The 20,612-nt window shown below is 38.4% G+C and carries 20 protein-coding genes and 1 tRNA gene; 4 read left to right on the top strand and 17 right to left on the bottom strand.

Annotated features, from left to right (window positions below):
- Positions 1-17: 17 nt before the first annotated feature.
- The 9 genes from ACYQ35_RS10375 to infC form a co-directional block, all read right to left on the bottom strand.
- Entirely contained in the window at positions 18-794 is a 777-nt protein-coding gene (locus ACYQ35_RS10375) for a Nif3-like dinuclear metal center hexameric protein (RefSeq protein WP_009460883.1), read from the bottom strand.
- Between the two features lie 14 nt (positions 795-808).
- Positions 809-1,498: a tRNA (adenine(22)-N(1))-methyltransferase gene (locus ACYQ35_RS10370; protein ID WP_459833157.1), complete on the bottom strand. Its 690-nt coding sequence runs from the start codon at positions 1,496-1,498 to the stop codon at positions 809-811.
- An 8-nt stretch (positions 1,499-1,506) separates the two neighbouring features.
- Entirely contained in the window at positions 1,507-2,619 is a 1,113-nt protein-coding gene (gene rpoD / locus ACYQ35_RS10365; RefSeq protein WP_009460881.1) for an RNA polymerase sigma factor RpoD, read from the bottom strand.
- Between the two features lie 36 nt (positions 2,620-2,655).
- Positions 2,656-4,431, bottom strand: coding sequence for a DNA primase (dnaG, locus tag ACYQ35_RS10360; protein WP_009460880.1), 1,776 nt, complete (start codon positions 4,429-4,431; stop codon positions 2,656-2,658).
- 79 nt (positions 4,432-4,510) lie between these two features.
- The gene (locus ACYQ35_RS10355; protein WP_009460879.1) at positions 4,511-5,518 is read right to left on the bottom strand and encodes a deoxyguanosinetriphosphate triphosphohydrolase; all 1,008 of its coding nucleotides are present in this window, start codon (positions 5,516-5,518) and stop codon (positions 4,511-4,513) included.
- 617 nt (positions 5,519-6,135) lie between these two features.
- Positions 6,136-6,220, bottom strand: a tRNA-Leu gene (locus ACYQ35_RS10350).
- 133 nt (positions 6,221-6,353) lie between these two features.
- Complete coding sequence (gene rplT, locus ACYQ35_RS10345; RefSeq protein ID WP_009460877.1) at positions 6,354-6,707, bottom strand: 50S ribosomal protein L20; 354 nt, start codon at positions 6,705-6,707, stop codon at positions 6,354-6,356.
- 31 nt (positions 6,708-6,738) lie between these two features.
- Positions 6,739-6,936, bottom strand: a complete 198-nt coding sequence (gene rpmI / locus ACYQ35_RS10340) for a 50S ribosomal protein L35 (protein ID WP_009460876.1) — start codon at positions 6,934-6,936, stop codon at positions 6,739-6,741.
- A gap of 56 nt (positions 6,937-6,992) precedes the next feature.
- Entirely contained in the window at positions 6,993-7,487 is a 495-nt protein-coding gene (gene infC / locus ACYQ35_RS10335; protein ID WP_009460875.1) for a translation initiation factor IF-3, read from the bottom strand.
- A gap of 336 nt (positions 7,488-7,823) precedes the next feature.
- Here infC and ACYQ35_RS10330 point away from each other — a divergent pair, with 336 nt between their 5' ends.
- Positions 7,824-9,179, top strand: coding sequence for a sodium-dependent transporter (locus tag ACYQ35_RS10330; RefSeq protein WP_009460874.1), 1,356 nt, complete (start codon positions 7,824-7,826; stop codon positions 9,177-9,179).
- A 56-nt stretch (positions 9,180-9,235) separates the two neighbouring features.
- Here the strand turns inward: ACYQ35_RS10330 and ACYQ35_RS10325 are convergent, their stop codons facing one another.
- The 7 genes from ACYQ35_RS10325 to ACYQ35_RS10295 form a co-directional block, all read right to left on the bottom strand.
- On the bottom strand, positions 9,236-10,099 hold the full coding sequence (locus ACYQ35_RS10325) for a DegV family protein (RefSeq protein ID WP_459833139.1): 864 nt from the start codon (positions 10,097-10,099) through the stop codon (positions 9,236-9,238).
- Positions 10,100-10,160: 61 nt separating this feature from the next.
- Positions 10,161-11,531, bottom strand: coding sequence for a spore germination protein (locus ACYQ35_RS10320; protein WP_459833134.1), 1,371 nt, complete (start codon positions 11,529-11,531; stop codon positions 10,161-10,163).
- A gap of 113 nt (positions 11,532-11,644) precedes the next feature.
- On the bottom strand, positions 11,645-12,157 hold the full coding sequence (locus ACYQ35_RS10315) for a dUTP diphosphatase (protein WP_009460871.1): 513 nt from the start codon (positions 12,155-12,157) through the stop codon (positions 11,645-11,647).
- Positions 12,158-12,171: 14 nt separating this feature from the next.
- Positions 12,172-12,660, bottom strand: a complete 489-nt coding sequence (nrdG, locus tag ACYQ35_RS10310) for an anaerobic ribonucleoside-triphosphate reductase activating protein (protein WP_009460870.1) — start codon at positions 12,658-12,660, stop codon at positions 12,172-12,174.
- Complete coding sequence (nrdD, locus tag ACYQ35_RS10305; RefSeq protein WP_459833125.1) at positions 12,661-14,781, bottom strand: anaerobic ribonucleoside-triphosphate reductase; 2,121 nt, start codon at positions 14,779-14,781, stop codon at positions 12,661-12,663. It lies immediately after the preceding gene.
- A 222-nt stretch (positions 14,782-15,003) separates the two neighbouring features.
- Positions 15,004-16,161, bottom strand: a complete 1,158-nt coding sequence (locus ACYQ35_RS10300) for a YibE/F family protein (RefSeq protein WP_459833121.1) — start codon at positions 16,159-16,161, stop codon at positions 15,004-15,006.
- Between the two features lie 53 nt (positions 16,162-16,214).
- Entirely contained in the window at positions 16,215-18,449 is a 2,235-nt protein-coding gene (locus tag ACYQ35_RS10295; RefSeq protein ID WP_459833118.1) for a purple acid phosphatase family protein, read from the bottom strand.
- A gap of 203 nt (positions 18,450-18,652) precedes the next feature.
- Between ACYQ35_RS10295 and ACYQ35_RS10290 the strand changes: the two genes are divergently transcribed.
- A complete protein-coding gene (locus tag ACYQ35_RS10290) occupies positions 18,653-18,949 on the top strand; it encodes a DUF2089 family protein (RefSeq protein WP_009460866.1) in 297 nt (98 codons plus the stop codon).
- Positions 18,950-18,951: 2 nt separating this feature from the next.
- Entirely contained in the window at positions 18,952-19,242 is a 291-nt protein-coding gene (locus ACYQ35_RS10285; protein ID WP_459833115.1) for a hypothetical protein, read from the top strand.
- A gap of 31 nt (positions 19,243-19,273) precedes the next feature.
- Here ACYQ35_RS10285 and ACYQ35_RS10280 read toward each other — a convergent pair whose 3' ends face one another.
- Positions 19,274-19,705, bottom strand: coding sequence for an arsenate reductase ArsC (locus ACYQ35_RS10280; RefSeq protein WP_459833220.1), 432 nt, complete (start codon positions 19,703-19,705; stop codon positions 19,274-19,276).
- A gap of 577 nt (positions 19,706-20,282) precedes the next feature.
- Here ACYQ35_RS10280 and ACYQ35_RS10275 point away from each other — a divergent pair.
- Entirely contained in the window at positions 20,283-20,567 is a 285-nt protein-coding gene (locus tag ACYQ35_RS10275; RefSeq protein WP_459829726.1) for a transposase, read from the top strand.
- Positions 20,568-20,612 lie beyond the last annotated feature (45 nt).

Genomic DNA, 20,612 nt, shown 5'->3' with positions numbered 1-20,612 from the left:
TGATTTAGAAACTGTTTTTAATATACCTGAAACGGAAAAACTATCTCTGCCTGTTTTACCACAAGTTCAGAAAAATCCTTTTCCAGCGTTTCCGCTACATCTTTTATAAAAATATGCTCCAAGCCATAATGCCCTGCATCAATGATTGTAAGCCCCTGCTCTACCGCATCTATTCCTTCGTGATGACCTATATCTCCCGTAATAAGTACATCAGCCCCTTTGTCAATGGCAAGAGAGATAACACTTTTCCCTGAACCGGCACAAACCGCTATTTTTCTGACAGTTTTCTCTTCCGCTCCGAATACCTGAACGGCATTTAAGCCGAATTTCTTTTTTACCAATTCACTGCACTGCCTCAAAGTCATCTCATTTTCATATATGCCGATTTTGCCGATACCTTTGTCCTCCTCTGTCGAAGTTTTATCCAGAACCTCCTGACAGTCGATTCCCAAAATATCTGCTGACAAATCTGCCATGCGAAGCACATCATAGTTTGTATGCATGGCATAATAGGAAATATCGTTTTGCAGCAGTTTTACCACTCTGCGGCCGATAAAATCCATATCCGTAACTGTGCGAAGCGGCGAAAAAATCAATGGGTGATGCGTGATAATCATGTCAGCCTTTTCCTCTATCGCCCTGTCAATGATTTCTTCCGTCAAATCTAAGGCAACATAAACATTCTTCACCTCTTTCTGCTTCCTTCCCACAAGAAGTCCTACATTGTCCCATGTAAGCGCCGCATTACTCGGATACAACTCTTCCAGTTTTTCTATAATCTCCTTACACAGCATATGCTCTTCCTTCCTTAAAAACTACTCAAAGTTTTTTGTAATCTGTCTGTCTCTTCTTCAATTTCCTCAATTCTTTTCGCTACCTGTCCACCTTTTGTCTGATGCAGTTTTTCAAGGATTTCCTTCTTTATATCAATTTCTTTTTCTAAAAACTTCTTTAATATAGGGTTCTTTTCTTTCAAAAGGCATTTCCCGTAGCACAGTTCTTCCTGTGTATACTCTTCTATCGTTCCTTCTGTCACCCGCATCATCGGATAGAATTTTCCTTCATCGATAACCATGTTTTCTTCCACAATACAATATCCGTTCTCATTCAGATACTGTCTTACTTTACTGATTTCCGACTGTGGCTGCAAAATCCATTCTTTTACATATTTCTTATGCAAAGTCCCCTCTTCCATAATCTTCACGACAAGGCCTCCGCCCATTCCGGCAATAACGACACTGTCCGCCTCACCCAAATGGAGTTGTTTCAATCCGTCAGATAACCTCGTTTCTATTTTGTTTTCCAGATTGTGAGAAGAGATATTTTCTTCCGCCTTCTTAAGAGGTCCTCTGTTAATATCCATCGCTATTGCAGAGGGATTTTTGTCATGCTCTACCAAATAAATCGGTATATACGCATGATCTGTCCCTACATCTGCAACTTTAGTCCCTTCCGTGACCATATCCGCAACCGCCTGTAGTCTTACTGATAATTCCATAGCGACTCCTAATCTAAGTAATCTCTCAATTTACGGCTTCTGCTAGGGTGACGAAGTTTTCTTAACGCTTTTGCCTCAATCTGACGAATTCTTTCTCTTGTGACGTCAAATTCTTTTCCTACTTCTTCCAAAGTTCTCGCTCTTCCGTCATTCATTCCGAAACGAAGGCGCAATACTTTCTGCTCTCTGTCTGTCAATGTATTTAAAACTTCTCCCAATTGTTCTTTCAACAGTGTGGCAGCGGCCGCCTCAGCAGGTACAGGAACATTATCATCTTGAATGAAATCTCCTAAATGACTATCTTCCTCCTCGCCAATCGGTGTTTCCAAGGATACAGGTTCCTGCGAAATTTTTAAAATTTCTCTTACCCTTTCTACCGGCATATCTAATTCTTCCGCAATCTCTTCCGGTGACGGTTCTCTTCCCAATTCCTGAAGCAACTGTCTTGATACACGAATCAATTTGTTAATTGTTTCCACCATGTGAACCGGAATACGGATTGTTCTCGCCTGATCTGCGATTGCTCTTGTAATCGCCTGACGAATCCACCATGTCGCATATGTGCTGAATTTAAAGCCCTTTTCATAATCAAATTTTTCCACCGCTTTAATCAGACCTAAATTTCCTTCCTGAATCAAATCAAGGAAAAGCATTCCTCTTCCCACATAACGCTTTGCAATGCTGACAACAAGACGAAGGTTTGCCTCTGCAAGACGTTTCTTAGCGTCTTCATCGCCTTCCGCCATACGTTTTGCCAGTTCAATCTCCTCTTCTGCGCTTAACAGAGGGACTTTACCAATCTCCTTTAAATACATACGGACAGGATCTTCAATACTGATACCGTCCGGCACAGACAAGTCTATTTTCTCCACGTCCACTTCATCTTCTTCCGTGATAACAACCTCTAAATCGTCATCATCATCTACATCGCCATTGATGCGGAGAACGTCAATATTTTGCCCTTCCAAATATTCAAACACTTTTTCCATCTGCTCCGGCTCCAACTCCATGTCCGCAAAAATTTCATTGATTTCCTGTATTTCCAAAATATTTTTCTTCTTTTTCCCAAGCGCCAATAATTCCTTTAGTTTTTCTTCAAATTTTACTATATTTTCTTCCATATCGTATCAATCCTCTCATTTGCTTTTATTTTATCCTTAATCAATGGAAATATGCAGTCTCTGCAAGTCCTGTAGTTCCCGCTTTGCGTCCATCAGTTTTTGCAGTCCGACAATATCCGTTGGATCTAACATCTTTGTAGCATATTCTATGCTGTTATTCTTCACTCGGATAATTGTCTCCTTTAACGCTTTTTCCTGCTCCTGCTTTGTTGTCAGTTCTTTAATTTTTGTATGGAACAGTGAAGCGACTTCCCTATGTTCTTCCTCGTCTGTAAAATGATTCATAATCTTTGCCGGGTTTACTTCTCCGTCCTCATACTGTTCATACAAAATGTCTGCAACGGTTGTATATAGTTTCTCCGTAAAATCTTTTGGAGAAATATATTTTTTTATCTGCCCGAAGATTTTCTCATCTTCCAGCAGCCATGTCAACAATATTTTTTGTGATTGCAAGTTACCGTCTTCCCGAATTTTATCTTTTCCAACAGCCTGTTTTGGCTTTACTGCCGGAGTCGCAAGCCCTGACTGTACTGCCATTTTTGTCACAAGTTTTCTCAAGTTATCGTAGCCGATATGATATGCCTGTGCCACCGCTTCGATATAATTCTCTCTCTCAATTTCCTCTTCAAAATTACAAAGCCTTCTTGCAACTTCATGATGAAATTCCGTTTTCCCTTCCGGAGAATTCATATCGAACTCTTTCTCCAGCATTTCCAAACCAAACATAAATCCGTTTCTCGCTTTTGAAATTCTCTCTTCAAAAGCCTCTGCTCCAAGATTTTTAATAAACTCATCGGGATCTTTGTAAGGATCCATACGGATAACTTTTGCGGTAATTCCCGCATCTTTTAAAATAGGAATTGCCCGAAGCGCCGCTCTCGTTCCCGCTTCATCGCTGTCATAAGTAAGATACACTTCATTTACATAACGTTTCAGCAGGGAAGCATGTCCCACTGTGAGCGCCGTTCCCAGTGATGCAACCGCATTCGTAAATCCTGCCTGATGCAGTGCTATCACGTCCATATATCCCTCACAAATAAGGAAATACGGCTTTCTTGATGTTCTTGCCCGGTTCAGTCCGTATAAATTGCGGCTCTTGTCAAAAACAATCGTCTCCGGTGAATTCAGATATTTCGGTTTTGCATCTCCCATAACCCGTCCGCCAAAACCAATTACCCTGTTATTCACGTCCATAATCGGAAACATAACTCTGTTCCAAAATTTATCATATGCGCCTTTTCGTTCGTCAGCGCTGATCAGTCCGGCTTTCAAAAGCAGTTCGTCACCATATCCCTTCATCTTCAGGTATCTGTACAAATCGTCACTGTATTTGTTAGCATACCCTAGTCCAAAAGCCACGATCGTCTCCTCACTCAGCCCTCTGTTTTTCAAATAAGCGTACGCAGTCTTTCCACCCTCCGCTTTCAGTTGTGCGTAAAAGTACTTCGCCGCCAGTTTATTTATCTCTAAAATAGTCAGTTTTAAATCTGCTTTTTCCTTCGCCTCTTTTGAATATTCCACCTCGGGCAAATCAATTCCCGCCCTCTCGGCAAGAAATTTCAATGCCTCCACAAATGAATAATTCTCATATTCCATAATGAAAGTAAACACGTTCCCGCCTGCCCCACAGCCAAAACAGTAATACATCTGTTTCTCTCTGCTGACTGAAAATGACGGAGACTTCTCATTATGAAACGGACAAAGTCCAAAGTAGGAACTTCCTTTTTTCTGAAGTTTTACATATCCGGAGATGACATCTACAATATCATTCCTCATTCTCACTTCCTCTACTAATTCTTCCGAATAATACATGGAATACCTCCTGTATATAAAAGTCTTTATGATTTATGCTCCCATATTTATATATTCGACAAAAGTTTCTTATTTCCTTTTAATTTTTCCACGATTCCGGAATAAAAAATTCCTGAAATTTCTTTACCGCATATGCGTCAGTCATTCCCGCAATAAAATCACACACGTTCTGTTCTTTTGTACTCTTTCCCTCATCAATTCTCTGTAAATATTTCTCCGGAAGTTTATCCATATGGCAAATATAATACCCATACAGATTTTTAATCATTTCTACCGCTTTGCTTTCCTCACTTTTTGCTGCCGGATTAAAATATACATGCTCAAACATAAATTTTCTCAACCCTGCCGTCGCTTTTTCTATATCCTCCGACATTTTAATGTAAGGTTTATCCATACTGTTGATAATTACATTATGTATCATTGTATTGAGGCGCATTCGTGTTGTCTCACCAAGTATTTCCCGATATTCTTCCGGAATATCCTCCGGTTTCAGAACCCCTCCCCGAATGGCATCATCAATGTCATGATTGATATATGCTATCTTATCGGAGAGTCTTACGATTTCTCCTTCCAGTGTGGACGGCCTGCCGCTTGTTTTGTGATTTAAAATACCGTCCCGCACTTCCCATGTCAGATTTAATCCCTGTCCCTGCTTTTCAAGGCATTCCACAACACGTACACTTTGTTCGTTATGTTTAAATCCATGCGGACACACTTCATTTAATGCTCTCTCCCCGGCGTGTCCGAAAGGCGTATGTCCCAAATCATGCCCTAAAGCAATAGCCTCAACCAAATCTTCATTCAGCCGCAGGGCTTTTGCAATCGTTCTGGCATTTTGGGAAACTTCCAGTGTATGTGTCAGCCTTGTCCGATAATGATCGCCTTTGGGCAACAGAAATACCTGTGTTTTCTGCTTCAGCCTGCGAAACGCCTTACAATGCAAAATTCTGTCTCTGTCCCGCTGAAACACCGGACGCACGTCACACTGTTCCTCTTCTCTTTCTCTTCCTTTTGACCGGCTGCTCAACGTGGCAAAAGGACTTAAATATTCTAATTCTCTTAATTCTAACTGCTCCCGTATCGTCATAAACCGTCCCTCAACTTCCTGTAGAAACAATTTTCAGTGTCTTATTATATAATATTCTGTACTTTACTCTCATTTCCTTTTTTTCGTCAAATTTTTTGACTAACTTTTTATATTTGGCTGCATATAATAAATTATAATGATAGTTTTAGGAGGTCTTTATGACAGAACGGGAATCCTACACAATAAAATCCATTGAACTTCACTTATTTTTAGGCCGGATAATTCTAAAGCAAATTTCTGCTTTATCTCCTGCGGAAGATTATAATGCACTGTCTTCTTTTGAAAAAAAATATAAAACACTCTTATCTAAAACTGCGCAGGCCGGAAACTGCCTGTTTTCCTCTGAAATTTCTTTGGATTGTTCTCAGGAAATAAAATACATAAACCAAGACGTTCTTCTTTTGCTGCAAAAACTAATCTGTGTTTTGGAAAACGTATCCCTTCCCGTATTGGAATGGGAAATACATTTCTACAGACAATGTCTCTTTTGTTTAGAAACCGAAAGTACTCATGCACTTTCCCGCTATTGGATAAAACAGATATGTAAATCAGAATTCTCATAAATTTGTCATACGCAAAAATAGAAACATATTTCTATGTTTCTATCTTCATTCTCCTGCAGGAGATGGGACTTGAACCCACACAAGCGCATTGCTTACAAGATCCTTAGTCTTGCTCGTCTGCCAGTTCCGACACTCCTGCACACCTTATATCATTTTCTCTCCGAAAATAATATTACTATATTTCAATATATTTGTCAACAACTTTTTAAAACTTTTTTTGAACTATTCAGTCATATTGGATTTTCCCATGACTGAATAGTTTTATTGTTTAATTAGTTTGCTTTTTTAGCTAATTCTGCTAATGTAGCGAATCCTGCTGCATCATTGATAGCCATGTCTGCTAAGATTTTTCTGTTCATTTCTACGCCTGCAACTTTTAATCCGTGCATAAATTTGCTGTATGATAAACCATTCATTCTTGCTGCTGCGTTGATACGTGCAATCCATAACTGTCTCATCTGACGTTTGCGCTGTTTTCTTCCGGCATATGCAGATGTCAATGCTCTCATTACTGACTGTTTTGCTACTCTATACTGTTTACTTCTGGCTCCTCTGTAACCTTTAGCCAGTTTTAATGTTCTGTTATGTTTCTTCTTAGCGTTCATTCCGCCTTTAATTCTTGCCATTTCTTAGTCCTCCTTCAATCTTATCTAAATCTTATAGATATGGTAATACTTTCTTCATATTCTTTACGTTGCTGGCATCTGTAATAGTTGCCTGTCTAAGATTTCTTTTTCTCTTTGTAGATTTCTTAGTTAAGATATGGCTTTTATAAGCTTTATTTCTTTTTAATTTCCCTGTTGCTGTTTTTTTGAAGCGCTTTGCAGCGGCTCTATTTGTTTTAATTTTTGGCATAATAAACTTCCTCCTTAATGTTTACTGTGGATTTTTAATCCGTTTTTATTTTATGTTTAACGTTTTTCCGTTAAAACCATGCTCATGCTTCTTCCTTCTAACTTTGGCTGTTTTTCAACAGAAGCAACATCTTTCAGCATCTCCGCAAAATCATCTAAGATATGTTTGCTTGTCTGAACGTGTGCCATTTCTCTTCCTCGAAAACGTAATGTTACTTTTACCTTATTACCTTTTTCGATAAATTTCTTTGCGTTATTGACCTTTGTATTCAAATCATTTGATTCAATATTCGGTGACAGACGTACCTCTTTCACATCAACAGTTTTCTGTTTTTTCTTTGCTTCCTTTTCTTTTCTTGCCAACTCATATCTGTATTTACCGTAATCGATAATCTTACAAACCGGCGGCTTTGCTGTTGGAGCAATTTTAACCAAGTCCAAATCTGCTTCCTGTGCGAGTTTCATCGCCTCTCTTGAAGACATAATTCCTAACTGTTCTCCATCTTCTCCTATCAGACGTATCTCTTTGTCTCTGATTTGTTCGTTAATCATTAAATCGCTAATTGTCTTGCACCTCCATCATAAATATAAAACCTCTTGAACGCAAAAAAATGAATAGCACAAACTATCCACCTGAATATTACATAATATACTTTTCTTTTCTAAAGGAAAATGCTATAATTATGCTCAATATCAAACCGTTAGTCACCTGCTCGTGCTAAGGTGAGAGTGGATACTCTACTTTATTTTTTGCTTTCCGCTCTTATTAATCTATCACAATCTTATCGCACTGTCAACAATTTTTTTCTTTTTATTTTTTTATTGATTTTATACTGTTCTTGTGCAATAATCATAAACAATATTTTAAAGGAAGAGGAGGGTTTTATTATGTCACAACGTAGTAGTTTTTCAAGTAAAATCGGATTTGTACTTGCCGCAGCAGGTTCAGCAGTAGGTCTGGGGAACATTTGGCGCTTCCCATATCTTGCTGCACAGTATGGGGGTGGAACTTTTCTGCTTGTATATCTCATTCTCGCCGTCACTTTCGGATTCACTTTAATGATCGCAGAGATAGCCATCGGACGTAAAACAGGACTCAGTGCCATAGGTGCTTTCAGGAAACTGGACAGCCGTTTTGGATTTTTGGGTATTCTCGCCGCAATTATTCCAATTATTATCTTTCCATATTATAGTGTAATCGGTGGTTGGGTAATTAAATATTTTGCCGTATTCATTTCAGGCAACGGTGCGAAAGCGGCAACTGATACTTATTTTAACGAATTTATTTCTTCCACGGCAGAACCTATCGGCTGGTTCTTTCTCTTTATCGCCTTTACCGCCGTTGTAGTTTTACTCGGTGTACAGAAAGGAATTGAAACAGTCAGTAAGTTTATGATGCCTGTTCTTGTCCTTCTTTCCGTAGGTATTGCCCTTTACGGACTGACTGTGGACGGCGCTATGGAAGGATTGATTTATTATCTGAAGCCAAGTTTTGAGAACTTTTCCATCAAAACAGTGTTGGCTGCAATGGGACAACTTTTCTATTCCATGTCGCTTGCAATGGGAATTATGGTAACTTACGGTTCTTACATGAAGAAAGACAATAATTTGGAATCTTCCGTACGACAGATTGAAATCTTTGACACAGGCATTGCCTTTCTTGCAGGTCTTATGATTATTCCAGGAGTATTTGCTTTCTCAGGAGGAACTGCAGAAAGTCTTAATCAGGGACCGGGACTTATGTTTGTCACTCTCCCAAAAGTATTTGACAGTATGCCGATGGGCGATGTTATCGGAACATTATTCTTCCTGCTTGTATTTTTTGCAGCGCTGACATCTGCCATCTCTTTGATGGAGACCATTGTATCTATCCTGCGTGATAAATTCCACTGGAAGAGAAAATTCACCTGCGGTGTTGTCACCATCATTGCGCTTCTTATGGGACTTCCGTCCTCACTTGGATTCGGTATGTGGTCACACATCAAATTTATTGGTCTCTCCATTTTGGATACATTTGACTTTATCAGCAACAGTGTATTAATGCCGATTCTTGCATTTTTCACCTGCATTTTTGTCGGCTTTGTAATCAAACCAAAAACAATTGCCGATGAAGTAAAAATAGGAAACACACAATTCAAAGGAGAAAGGTTATTCTCCGTTATGATTAAATGGATTGCACCTGTATGCCTTATTGCGATTTTGGTCAGTTCCATTCTCAATGCTTTAGGAATTATTGTATTATAATAAGAAAAGGGGCTGTGAAAAAACTTTCGTTTTTTCACACGCCCTTTTCTTTGTCTTTATCTTTCACTTCCCATAAAGAATACTGCAACTACTCCCGCTCCCGTATGGCTGCCGATTACAGAACCGATTCCATTGACGATAATATTTTCAATACCGAATCTCTCACGTATCTGCTCTTCCACATATTTCGCATCTTCAATACAGTCTCCGTGGGTTATCATCACTACATCATTCTCGTATCCCTGCATCTGCTTCTCCATTTTGTCTAAAAGTGTAAGCAAAGATTTCTTTCTTCCACGTTCTTTTCCAATAACAACTAATTTTCCTTCGTTGTCCATATGAATAATCGGCTTAATTTTAACCATAGTCCCTAAAACTGCTGTTGTCTTAGAAATTCTTCCGCCCCGATGTAAATGATTAAGGTCATCTACAGTAACATTGTGACAGATATGCAGTTTATTAGCCTCTACCCACTCTGCTATCTCATCAAGGTTTTTCCCTTGTTCTTTTAGTTGAAGTGTCTTATAGAGAAGAAGCCCTTCGCCCATAGACGCGCACAAACTATCAATGGTAACAATCTTTGTTTCAGGATAATCTTCCATCAAATCTTCTGCTGCCATTCGCACACTGTTATAACTTCCGCTTAACCCTGACGAAAAGCCCAGATATAAAATTTCTTTTCCTTCTTTTACAACAGGCTCTAACGCTTTTCTCGCCTCCTCAGGATTAATCTGTGAAGTTGTCGGAAGAGAGCCGTTTGTTATCTTTTCAAAAAACTCCTCATGGGATAACCCGTCTAAGTCTTTATAAGTAACCCCGTCCATAACATAAGATAAGGAAATAGTTAAAACATGATTTTCCTCTAAAAATGCTTTTGGTAAATCTACTGTACTATCCGTTGCAATAATAAATTCTTTCATGGTTGATACCTCCTGTCTATATAGGTTTATCATACCATTTTTTTCTCATCAGGAAAACACTTTAATTTAATTTTACGTTTAAATAATTTCGCCCTGACAGCGTTTTGTTGCAGGAAACTGAGAGAATAACAATCACACAACCGATGACAAATCCTATCCAGTTAAACCATGCAGTGAGAACGAGCAATATCAATCGCATAAACTTCAACGCATACCCCAATTCAAAGTTTGGCTGCGTATAATTTGCCACCGCCACAAAGGCCATGTACAGCATCACTTCGCTGTTGAACCAGCCGGATTTCACAGAAAATTCCCCCATAACGATACCCGCTATCACACTCAGCGGCGTACTTAACATACCCGGCGTGTTCATTGCAGCCAGCCTAAGTCCGTCGATGGCAAGTTCAAGAAGCAATAACTGATATAATAGCGGAATATTCTGCACGTCTCGTATAAGGACAAACTCAAACATTTTAGGAAGCCACTGTGGATTCTGCATAAATAAAAGGAACAGCGGCGTGACAAATACCGTAGCGACAGTGATAATGGCTCTGGAAACTTTCAAATATACATTTGTCACGGTCGGAAAATAATAATCGTTCGCTTCCTCTATCATATCAAAAATCGAGGTTGGCAGAATCATCGCTGACGGAGAGTTGTCTACCAAAAGGACGACTTTTCCCTCCAACAGACAGGCAGATGCCGTATCCGGTCTTTCTGTAAATTTGAATTTTGGAAAGGGATTAAACCATTTCCGTTTGAATAACTGTTCCGCCAGACTTTGCTGGTTCATTCTGAGAGCGTCCACTTTAATCTCGTTCAGCCTGTTTGTCAGATTTTTTAACAGTTCCTTATCCACTCTGTCTTCCATATATGCAACGACCACATCTGTTCTGGAACTGTCCCCTATGTCCATCATCTGCATAATCAGATGCGGATCTCGAATTCTTCTTCTCATCAAAGCAGTATTAAATACGATTGTTTCCACGAAACCATCTCTTGAGCCTCTAAGAGACTTATCTTTATCCGGTTCTTCCACACTTCTCGCCGGATATGTGCGGCAGTCAATGGCAAGACAGGCAGAGTACCCTTCTATAAAAAAGCATGACACTCCCGACAACACATTTCTCAATATTTCATCAAACTCGGTCAACACGTCCACTTCCACATAGGGAATAAATTTTTGAGAAAATGTAGTTGCGTCCTCCGGCATATCATATTTGTTTACTCCTAAAAATGATGTCATTAATTTCTGCATTGTATCGTCCTTGGTGAACCCGTCTATAAAATAGAAGGAACTTTTTTTCTCACCAATGACAATGTCTCTTCTAATCAAATCAAAACTTTCATCTACAGGTAAAACCTGATTCATATATTCCACATTCTCAGAAAGTGAAGAACTCACTTTTCTTGTTGTCATTTTTTCTACCATATTTCCCCTCCGTTTTTTCTTCTTAAATTATCATGTCCGAAACATAGTAGAAATATACAAGAAAAGACACGGCATTTCTGCCATGTCTTCTCTATAGAGGATTATCAAAAAAACTATTTTGTTGTACTGCCAAGTCCACCGTTTCTGACGTTTGTAACATCATCATCGAACGTAATTCCATATTCCACGAAAATCCCCTGCATAAATCCTGTGTCTTTCAGAATTTCTGCCGTCTTCTCTTCGTTGGAATCATTTGTTAATTTCACGAAAATATGTCCTTCATTATCTGAATAGAAATAGTCACTGTCAATAATACCAACCGTGTTATTTAGCTGCAGGCGGTACTTAAATCCGAGACTGCTTCTTGGGTAACATTTGAGAACCCAGTTTTCTTCCATTTCCACACGAATTCCTGTAGGAATCTTTATTGTTTCTCCCGGTTTTAACACAACTGTAACCGGCGCGTAAAAATCATATCCGGCCGAGCCTGAAGTCGCTCTTTTCGGCAATCTTATTCCGTCATAAATCTCTTTTATTTTACCGTCTTCAATTTTCCCAAATGTATCCGTCCAGCCTTCCTTGAACTGCTCATAACTTACTTTATGAAATTTTGCTATTCTTTTCATCTTCTCTTCCCGCCTTAGTCATGTAATACTACTTTTCCTTTTTTCAATGTTTCCTGCACATCGATTACTCTCTGATTGGAACTTCCCTTCCAATGTAAATTGGCATCTTTTTTATCACATTCAAATTCCCCGTCAACAAGCACATCAATATAGCGCATGAGTTCCATATCTTTTATGCTCTCCCAAACAGAGCCTGTGTAAAGCCAAATTGTTTTATGTGGAAATTTTTCTCGAATTTCTTTTGCCAAATCCGCTATTTCGTAAATATTATTGATATGCAGCGGATCACCACCGCTGAAGGTAACTCCATTGATATAACTTTTGCTTAATTCCGCAAACAATTCTTCTTTTGCAGCGGAATCAAATTCCAGTCCTCCGTTAGCGTCCCATGTAATCGGATTGTGACACTCTTTGCAGCAATGACTGCAGCCTGACACCCACAAAACTACACGCAATCCGTCACCATTTAGCATATCATCTTTAGTTATATTGTGATACCGCATTTACATACTCTTCCTTTCTGCGATTTCAGCCATTTTAGCGTCATTTAAACGCGTATCTCCTTTTACTCGTGAATAAGAAAGGTATCCATTCATTCTGTCGATTTTAGTAAGGTTTGTACTTCCGCATTTTGGGCATGTATCCATGGAAAGTTCTTCATGTCCACAGTCATCACAGTAAGATAACGACAGGTTTACGCCTTCGTAAAATCCCATCTCCATCGCTCTTCTTACCAGCGCTTTAATCGCCTCTACATTATAATTAATCGGATATTTTACATATTGAATTTTCCCACCGTTACACAAATCCCAAAAACGTGCTTCCAAGTCCTGTTTCTCAATCGGTGTAATGTCTTCCGTTACATGGCAGTGGAAACTGTTGCTTACATATTCGCGGTCAGAAACATTTTCTACAATACCATATTTTTTACGGAACTGCTGTACCTGAACACCACATAAATTTTCTGCCGGTGTTCCGTAAATCGCATATAAGTGTCCGTCTTCTTTCTTAAATTCATTTACACGCTTGTTGATATATTCCAATGTCTTAATTGCAAACTCTCCGTCTTCCACTAAAGATTTCTTATTGTGAAGTTGCTGCAATTCATTAATTGCCGTGATTCCAAAGGAAGCAGTTGCTGATTTTAATAACGGTTTGATTTTATCGTACAACCCCAAATTACCGCCGTAAAATCCGCCTTCGCAGTATGCCAATGGGTTTGTAGATGCTTTCATCTCTCCCAAGTATTCATAAGTACGGATATGGAGTTGACGGATAAGTTCCAAATAATAGTCAAGCACTTCAAAGAAGTCTCTGTTTTCCTGTTTTGCCTTTGCATAAATCATTGGAAGATGAAGACTTACTGCACCGATATTAAATCTTCCCACAAATACAGGTTTATCATTTTCATCAGCCGGATTCATTCCGCCTTTTTCATACCACGGTGATAAAAACGCACGACAGCCCATTGGACTGACAATCTTTCCATATCGTTTATACATGCTTGGAACATATCCTTTTCCTGTCAGGCTTAACCAGTCAGGATACATTGTTTTTCTTGAACACTCAATTCCTGCCTCGAAAACATCTTCCAGTGGTTTTCCCGGACCATGTAGATTTTCATCATATAGGAACACAATTTTAGGGAACAATACCGGTTTTTTATGCCCTTCTTTTCCCTGCCCATTCTTACGCACTTCCAACATTTTAATTGTTGCCAGTTTACCGTAGATACTTGTGTTTGTACCTGAAGTCACCGTAATAAACGGATAGTCGCCACGGCTTGAAGATACTGAGTTGAACTTGTATTCCCAGCCTTGGAATCCCTGTTCCATTTCCTTTTCCAAATCCGCCCATGCCACTTCATGTGCTTTTTCTTCAGAAAGGCCCAAGTTTTTATATTTTTCCAACAATGCCTTATGAGATTTTTCCGCAAACGGTTCTAATATGTCATCGACACTCGGAACAGTGAATCCGCCATATTGCTGGCTCGCAGCACTTAAAACGATGTCTCCGATAACGTCAAACGCCGTATCCAAAGATTTCGGCTCGTTATACCAGAGATTTCCCATCTCAAATCCGCCTGTCAATACATTTTTCACATCGAACAGGCAGCAGTTCATCGTATCTCTTCTCGCCGACATATCATGAATGTAAATATAACCTTCTCTGATTGCCTGTATCTCCTCAACCGTAAGGAAAAACTTCTTGTACAATTCTTTATTCAATTCGTTGAAAATCAAACTTCTCTTTGTAGATACAAGCGCACTGTCCGTATTACTGTTTTCCTTGTCCCCAATGTACATAATAGACTGACTTTTCTTGTAAACTTCATCTAACATCTGCACAAAATCCTGTTTGTAGTTTCTGTAATCCCGATAACTTTTTGCCACTACAGGATTAACCTTCTCTAAAGCACCTTCCACAACATTGTGCATCTGGGCAATACGAATTTCTTCCACACCCATCTTCTGTACTTCTTCCTCAACAAATTTACAAATGAAGTCCAAGTCTTCTTCCGTAAATTTAATTAATGCACGGTACGCTGATTTGTTGACCGCAACAATCACCTTCTGTACATTAAAATCTTCCTTTGTTCCGTCTTTCTTGATTACTTTTATCATGAACTCTCTCCTTTCTTAATTGTCTATATATTCTATATTTAGTATTATCTTTTTTGCATAATCACTATATCTTGTTCGACTGTGCATTATCTATACTACCACTCCAATCCCCTACCGTCAATAAATTCCACAGGAAAATAATGTACAAAAATTCCCTCTTTCTTCTTTCATAATTTTGGTTAAAAAAATAGGCTGCCTGTACTTGACAACCTATTTTCCTTATTATTCAACCGCCGGTCTTCCCATATATACCGCTGCAACTAACGAAACCAACGGTACTGTCAAAATTACACCTAACGATCCTGATATTCCCTGTATAATCTCTATTCCCATTTCGTAAGAATTCATCATCTGCAAAAACGGCATATCATACGCATAAAAAGTCATAAGCGTACTTAAAGAGCCGCCCGTAAATGCTAAAATCAATGTGTTGGACATTGTTCCCATCATATCTCCGCCAATTTTAATTCCACTTTTAAATAACTGCTGTCTCGTAAGATTTGGGTTGTGAAAATGAAGTTCCTCAATCGTTGTAGATATTGACATCGCCACGTCCATAACCGCTCCCAAAGACGCAATCAAAATTCCCGAAAACAAAAGTCCTCCTATCTGTAATTTACTATTTTGCCCTATATATAGTAATGTTTCAATATCGCTCACATTATGCCCTGTTATATGCCCTAACTTTCCAAATAGGTTTGCAAAAATTCCGGCAATTACAACACCGCCTACCGTTCCGACAATCGCACACAACGTCTTTTTAGAAAATCCTCCTATAAAGTACATTGTGACCAGCGTGGTTAGAATCGTCACCACAACTGCACTGAAAAACGGTGAAAATCCTAAATACATCATAGGTAAATATAAGTACAAAATGCAGACAAAAGTAAAAATCAACCCCAAGGCAGATGTAACCCCTTTTCCTCTTCCAATCAAAACAAGCGCAAGAAGAAATACTCCTATCATCGCAAATAGAATTGTTGTGCGATTATAATTGTACACGCTGGCACTAATTTTTCCATTATATTCGCTAATCTGTACAACAACAGACGTCCCCACTTTACAGTCCGCTCCATAGAGATAACTGTCAATATTGGTCGCCTCTACAACTTCTCCTTTAAATTCCCCGCTTTTTAAACGCACCTTGATTTTCTGCGTTCCCTGTTGACTTCCGTCTTCATTTCGGTTTTCTGAAACAATCTCCACCACTTCCGCTTTTTCAAACTGATTTCCATTTTCTTCAATTAGTTGCTTTTTTTCTATCTTCTGATTGAACACAAATAAAAACAGGAGAAATAACAAAATTGCTTCCCATACACAAAAATGTTTGCATTTTTCTTTTCTGCTTAATTTTCCGAATGCTGATATACCTTTTTTCACAATCTCCTCCATATGTCAGACAGGACAGATACCTCTGTCCTGTCTACTCTTAATTATTTATTTTTTCTTTTCACCAACACCGCAACTGCCAATGACACAAACCCTGCTGCCCCTAACAGTCCAATTGGTTGAGTATCTCCTGTTTTCACTGTATTTCCCGGTTTTGCAGAAGTACCGTTTCCGGAAGCACCTGTATCCGGCGTGCTGCTTTCCGGGTTCTGTGAACCGATAGGTTTTTCTTCCTTGTCTTTCTGATTTGCACTCTGAGCAAATTTTGTTCTTTCATCAGCAAGTTTTGCACTTAACTGCGTCCATTCTGTTTTGGTAATCTTTGTTTCATCTGCCTGAACTTTCAATTCGCCCAAAACTTTTTTGAATGTGTCTACTGTTTCCTGCGCATATTCACCTTTTTTGTTTCCTATCGTTGCATTCGACAGTTCTTTTTCTGCTTCTGCAAACTGATTTACAAGTTCAGCAAACTCTGTAGTTGTCACAATTTCTTCTTTTGCATATGTAAGATTTGCATACGCTTTTGTAATCATCTCCGCTGAGACAGGAACATTTGTATCATTTTCATACAAAGTTTTATCTAACAAAGTAGAATACCCTTTTTTCAGCACTTTGTTATTGGACGTATCCCCGTAACCATTTTGCGCATATGCGTAATAATTTACAGGATCTTCCGCCGTGTTATATTTTCTGACCAATTCGCCTGTTGCTTTGCTGTCATCTCTCGTATCTAATATAGTATCAACATTTTTTAACGCATCTTGCACTCTTACTTTTGAACCGCTTGTCATCACGCTTAAGTCCAATTTCTCTGCCGCATCTTTTTCTTCAATGATAGAAGTGGCTCCATTGTTCTTTTGAATTGTCACGTCGTTTGCGTATTTATTTCCTTCATAATCATATGTTTTTAATGTCAATTTATCTGCCGAAACATCAATTGTTGAAAATGTCGGAATCGGTGTGTTGGAACGTTCTGCCAGATAGTATTGTTTTGTCGTATTTAATGTATAAAATTTACTTCCGGTTGCAGAACCTGCAGCAATATATAAAGTTCCCTCAGGATTAACCGCATTGCTTGCACCTTCTCCCACGCCTTCTGTATCGATTACTTTTCCATCTAAAATCTGATAAGTACGGGCATAAGAATGATCATGTCCTGTCAGACAGACGTCCACATCAAACTCGTCCATTAAAGGTGCAAATAAAATTCTTAAATTTGCCCCATCTACATCAGAGTGTGGCGAACCGGAACCGTAAATATCATGGTGGAACATTACAATTTTCCATTTAGCATCTTTATGGCTTTCATCTGCCTGCGCCATAAGTTGACGATGTTCTTCCATATTACGATCATTACTGTTTAACACAATATAAAGTGCATCTCCATAACTATAGTAATAATCTCCGCCCGACTCTGTGCTTCCAAGTTCTGACGCATTTGGGTTGTTATAGTGGTATGAATAATCGTCACCTTTTGACTCATGATTTCCGATTGTCGTTGAAACCGGTACACTTCTCAAAACTTCCGGGTACAAATATCCTGCATATTCCTGTTCTCTAATCGTATAGTTATCATCAGAATAATCAATCTGATCTCCTGCCGATAAGATAAAACTTGCATTTCGAGCAATCCCGCTCTCTCCTAATGCACAATTCAAAGTTTTATTCCATGAGTAAGTATTAACCGCAATGTCTGTATCTTCCTCTGTTCCCTGTCCATTGCTTCCAGACGCTCCAATCTGTGGATCACCCACTAAAACTGCCTGATATTGACTAAACGAATGTGTCTGGTACTTATTTGTACCACTCCAATTTTGTCCGTCTATGGAACACTGATAGTAGTATGTTGTATTTTCCTGCAAATAATTTTCTACGGATACTTTATTGCTTGACGTATATGTTTTAAATAAGTTATTCTTTTGAATCGACTCCGCTGTCCCTGTAAATGTTTTTGCCTGAGTCATATCCTGATTTACAGAAATACGAATCTGAGGAACTCCTTTTTCTTCTGAATACCATGCAAAATTCAAACTTCTCTCATCTTTCCCCGGTGTCAGCACTACTTTTCCCGAATCCATTTCTCCGCTTTCCTGTTGATTCCATTTCGTGTTATACCATGTCTGATAATCCTGTGTCGCTGTTAACCCACTGTTTAATTTATTTGTTCCATCTCCCTGCCCGTACTCTCCAAATGCCTGTACCTGTGTATTTCCAATCATGGAAACCGTTGTCACTACTGCTAACGATAATAACATTTTCTTTTTTGATTTTTGTTTCATTATTTTTCTCCTTTTTGACTTTTGCTTTCACGTCTTGCAGGTTTCATTATTATCACTTTTTTCTTTGATTTCAATACACTTTACAGAGGCTTAACAATGTTTTACACAGCCTTTTCCTTCTTCAAGCACAACTTTTAAATACCGCTTACATAATTTACTTTTTATTAATATTAATTAAATAATAAATGAAAGGTGTTTATAAAATGGAGATTGACAAAATACCTCAATGGATATTGGCTTTAGAACAGGAAGACGCTACCTTTTTGAAGAACTTTGTTTTGAAGTCAGGTTCCTTAAAAGAAATCGCAAAAATATATGGCGTTACTTATCCTACGGTACGATTACGATTAGATAAGTTAATTCAGAAAATTGAAGTGTCAGACCAAAAGGAAGAAGAACCCTTTACAACATTTGTGAAAGGTCTTGCAGTTGATTCTCGAATAGATTTGGAAACCGCAAAAATTATTATCGAAAAATACAAAAGTGAAAAGGAGAAATGACTATGCCAACTTATTTAATTATTGTTATCATTGCAGTTGTTTTCGCACTTATGGGTGTGCAAACAATCTTGACAAAGCGCAAAAGCCCGTTTTGGGGATTAATCATTCCTGTTCTGATAGTTGCGACAGGAATATATTTCTACTTTTTCAGAAATATTGAAGTGAATTATAAAAATGTAGCAGTATTTGCTGTTCCGCTTGTTTGGTGTTTGATTGAATGTTATCAGGGAAGAAAACGCAGAACACAAGAAATTGAAAAAGAAATTCAAAAAATGAAAGCGAAAGATTTATAAACTTTGTATGAAAAAATCGGGAGAGGCACAGTTATTTTGTGCCATCTCCCTTAGCGATTTTATCGTATATCAAAACTCTTTCCATCAACTCAAGTATATTTGAATGGATTGTGCGTATAATTTTTGAAAATTCAATGTCGTCCTTACCGGTAGGATCATTCAAGCCCCAATCCTCTCTATATTTACATGGAATTGCAGGGCAATCTACATTGCAGCCCATTGTAATGACAATATCTACTTGTGGTATATCCGATAATAATTTTGAGTATTGTGTTTTTTCCATATCTATCTGATACATTTCTTTCATCAAACGAACTGCATCTTGATTGATTTGTGGTTTTATTTCTGTTCCGGCAGAATAACTTTCAAAAGCATTCGATGCAAGATATTTTCCAAGTGCTTCCGCAATTTGACTGCGACAAGAATTATGCACACATATAAAAGCCACTTTATCAACCTCTATTTTAGCCAAGTCAATTCCTAAAGAGTTAAAAAACAGTTGTTGTTCTGATGACAGACTTTCGATAAACTCTATATTGGCTGTTTTATCGACGGAATAGTCAACTTCTTCATATAATTGTTTTGTCAAGTCAACATCAGCATCTAATTGCCACGGATTAAAATTAAAAATCATGCCAATCCTCCTCGTAATAAATTCCACGTTTTTATTCACTTTACAAATCGGAAGTTTTTAAATCTGCTACGATTTTTTTACCATTTGTATTTCTCTAAAATGCTTGTCCAAAAAAGGAATACTCCACCTCTTTGTTTTCTTTAAACCTATAAAAAAATACATTTTGCATGTAACCACATTTTCCAAAGTTACGCTGATATATGATTTACTGGCATTATGCTTAAGTCTTAAAATACTCCAAAAATGCCATTGTTGCTTGTTTCTCATAACCTTTCCCTTGAAACCGCTTACCAATCATAAAATTCCATACTGGTGTTAGAATATAAATAGTACAAGTCAAAATGAGAATTCCTTATAAGAAAAATTATGGTACAATGTAGGTACCGCACTGAAGGAGGATCTCATTATGGCAAAGCACTATGACAAACAATTTAAGCTGGATGCAGTCCAGTATTATCATGATCACAAGACCTTAGGACTGCAGGGCTGTGCTACAAATTTAGGAATCAGTCAGCAGACTTTATCACGCTGGCAGAAAGAACTGCGTGAAACAGGTGATATTGAAAGCCGAGGTTCCGGTAACTATGCTTCTGATGAAGCAAAAGAAATCGCACGATTAAAACGAGAATTACGAGATGCACAGGATGCCCTTGAAGTATTAAAAAAAGCAATCAACATTCTGGGAAAATGACGGAAGCCATTTATCTCGAAGTTACGGAGATGGCAGAAACTGCCC

Source organism: Faecalimonas hominis (genome assembly GCF_054660755.1).
Note: the sequence above shows the minus strand (reverse complement) of the source record. Positions and strands in the feature narration are given on the sequence as shown.